This window comes from Tahibacter caeni, from assembly GCF_024609805.1.
GTDB classification, from domain to species: Bacteria; Pseudomonadota; Gammaproteobacteria; order Xanthomonadales; family Rhodanobacteraceae; genus Tahibacter; species Tahibacter caeni.
In genome coordinates this window covers 1-2,382 of the sequence record NZ_JANFVR010000506.1, presented here as the reverse complement: position 1 = coordinate 2,382, position 2,382 = coordinate 1, and the positions used below count along the sequence as shown (strand labels likewise).

Here is a 2,382-nt window from a genome sequence, read left to right as displayed (position 1 = left end):
ACGCCGCGCGCGAACAGCGCGGCGCTCGCCTCCGCGTCGAGGCCGAGTTCGGCCAGCACTTCGGCGCTGTGCTGGCCGAGCGCCGGCGGCGGCCGCGCCGCGAGCCGCGGCCGCGCGTCGCGACGCAGCGGATTGGCGATCTGCGGCAGGCTGCCCCAGTGCGCATGTTCCTGCCGCACCTGCAGGCCGCGCGCGGCGATCTGCGGATGCGCGAACACCGCGGCCAGGTCGTTGACCGGTCCGGCCGGCACACCGGCCGCGGCGAAGCGCTGCAGCCAGTCTCCGGTCGGCAGCTGCGCGAGCCGTTGCGCGATCGCCGCGCTCAACGCGTCGCGCGCAGCCACGCGACCGGCGTTCGTCGCCAAGCGCGCGTCGCCGGCGAGCTCCGCCAGTCCGGCGGCGGCGCAGAAGCGGCGGAACTGGTCGTCGTTGCCGACCGCGAGCATCAGATGGCCGTCGGCCGTCGCGAACGCCTGGTACGGCGCGATGTTCGGATGCGCCGTACCGTGGCGCTCGGGCACGGCGCCGCCGACGAGGTAGTTCATGCCCTGGTTCGCGAGCCAGGCGACCTGGCAGTCGAACAGCGCAAGATCGAGATGGCTGCCGCGATCCGTGCGCGTGCGCTCGTGCAGCGCGGCGAGGATCGCGCTGGCCGCGTACATGCCGCACATCAGATCGCTGACCGCGACGCCGACCTTCATCGGCCCGCCTTCGGCCGTGCCGGTCAGCGACATCAGTCCGGCCTCGGCCTGGATCATCGCGTCGTAGCCGGCGCGCTGGGCGTTCGGACCGTCCTGGCCGAAGCCGCTGATCGAGCAGTAGATCAGCCGCGGATTGCGCGCCGCGAGGCTCGCGTAGTCGAGGCCGTAGCGCGCGAGCGTGCCGGGCAGGTAGTTCTCGACGAGCACGTCGGCCTGCGCCGCGAGGCGCTGCAGGATGACCTGGCCGTCGGGCGTCGTGAAGTCCAGCGCGAGCGAGCGCTTGCCGCGGTTGCAGCACAGGAAATATGCCGCGACCGCGTCGCCGTCGTCCGTCGCGAGGAACGGCGGGCCCCAGCGCCGAGTGTCGTCGCCGGCACCGGGCTTCTCGACCTTGACGACGTCGGCGCCGTAGTCGGCCAGCAGCTGGGTGCACCAGGGGCCGGCGAGAATCCGGGACAGATCGAGTATGCGCAGGCCGGTCAGCATGACGTCGCGGTGGCGGAGCGGAAGACAGGCGCGCCGCGCGGGCCGGAGCCGGCGCGGCGGCAACGGGATTCAGGCCGCGGCCGGCACCGGATAGTCGGGCGCCGCGTCGAGCGCCGCGGCGCAGACGCCGGCCAGCTCGAGCAGGCGCAGGTCCGACCCCGGCGGGCCGACGAACTGCAGGCCGAGCGGCAGGCCGTCGCGCGTACGGCCCATCGGAATGCTGACCGCCGGACAGCCGGCCAGGCTCGCGAAGCACGTGAACTGCGCCTGGTCGATCGGCTCGGGCTGGTCCAGCCGCGGCGCGGCGTCGGGCGTCGTCGGCAGCACGAGCACGTCGACCTGTGCGAACACGCGCCGCGCCGCGAGCACCGACGCGTCGAGCATGCGATCGGCGACGACGTAGTCGGCGGCCGACTTGGCCGCGGCGAAATCGAGCATCGCGCGGAACGCGGCCGACACCGGCCGCGCCGTGTCGGCGAGATCGGCGGCGAAGGTCTGGCACATCTCGGCTTCCATCAGCAGCAGGCCGGCGCGGCGCGCCCTGGCGAACGGATAGTCGGAGAAGTCGAGCGCATGCTGTTCGCCGAGCTCGTGGCGCAGGCCCGCGACGGCCTGCTCGAACACGGTCAGTACCTCGGGCGTCGTGCCGAGGCCGGAAAGATCGCGCGGAATGCCGCAGCGCAGCCGGCCCGGCTCCCAGTCCGGCGGCGCGAGCGCGACGCGGCGCTTGCGCGAGCGCGGATCCTCGGCGTCGTAGCCGGCGAGCACCTGCAGCAGCACGGTCAGGTCGTCGACGTTGCGCGCGATCAGGCCGATCGTGTCGAGGCGCCGCGCGGCCGGCACGAGGCCGCGCGCGGAGATCTCGCCGTGGGTCGGCTTCAGCGCGAACACGCCGCAATGGCTGGCCGGGATGCGGATCGAGCCGAGGCTGTCGGAACCGACCGCCGCGACGCAGAGGCCGGCCGCGACGGCCGCGGCCGCACCGCCCGAGGAGCCGCCGACGCCGCGGTCGCTATGCCACGGATTGAACGTCGTGCCGTAATGCGGATTGCGCGTGGACGCGCCGAGCGCGCCCTCGTCGAGATTGGTCTTGCCGAGGACGACCGCGCCGGCGCCGAGCAGGCGCGACACCACGGCCGCGTCGGTCGCCGCGACGGCCTCGCGGCGCGCCGGCAGGCCGACGCTCGTCGCCCAG

The 2,382-nt window shown here is 74.2% G+C and carries 2 protein-coding genes; both read right to left on the bottom strand.

Features of this window, described 5'->3' with window-relative positions; all coding sequences use genetic code 11:
* Positions 1-1,187: CaiB/BaiF CoA transferase family protein (locus NON22_RS23180; protein ID WP_257389355.1), on the bottom strand; the 1,187-nt coding region annotated here is incomplete at its 3' end.
* A gap of 69 nt (positions 1,188-1,256) precedes the next feature.
* The coding region (locus NON22_RS23175; RefSeq protein ID WP_257389354.1) for an amidase at positions 1,257-2,382 on the bottom strand (1,126 nt) is incomplete at its 5' end.